The organism is Microbacterium sp. GbtcB4, from assembly GCF_019091465.1.
In the GTDB taxonomy this organism is placed as follows: domain Bacteria; phylum Actinomycetota; class Actinomycetes; order Actinomycetales; family Microbacteriaceae; genus Microbacterium; species Microbacterium paraoxydans.
Genome location: NZ_JAGXJJ010000606.1, coordinates 1 through 235, shown reverse-complemented (window position 1 = coordinate 235; position 235 = coordinate 1). Strand labels below are relative to the sequence as shown.

The window sequence follows — 235 nt, the reverse complement described above, 5'->3', positions numbered from 1 at the left end:
CGGCGATCACCGGGACGGCGATCTCGATGAGGGCGAAGACGATGATGGCCGCGAGCTGGACCGGCCCCGAGGGGACGAGTAGGAACAGGGACCACAGCACCTGCACGGCGGCGATGCCGCCGGCGTATCGCAGCGCGGCGGAACGGAGCGGCCCCGCGGGCCGGGACGCGCGCTGCCCCTGCGCGTCCACGGCGACGCGCACCACGACGTAGCCGATCACCGGGAGGGTGAAGTC

Annotated in this window: 1 protein-coding gene; it reads right to left on the bottom strand. The window is 73.6% G+C overall.

All coding sequences use genetic code 11. From position 1 onward, the window contains the following. On the bottom strand, positions 1–235 hold a 235-nt coding region (locus KVS71_RS18980; protein ID WP_217585307.1), incomplete at both ends, for a low temperature requirement protein A.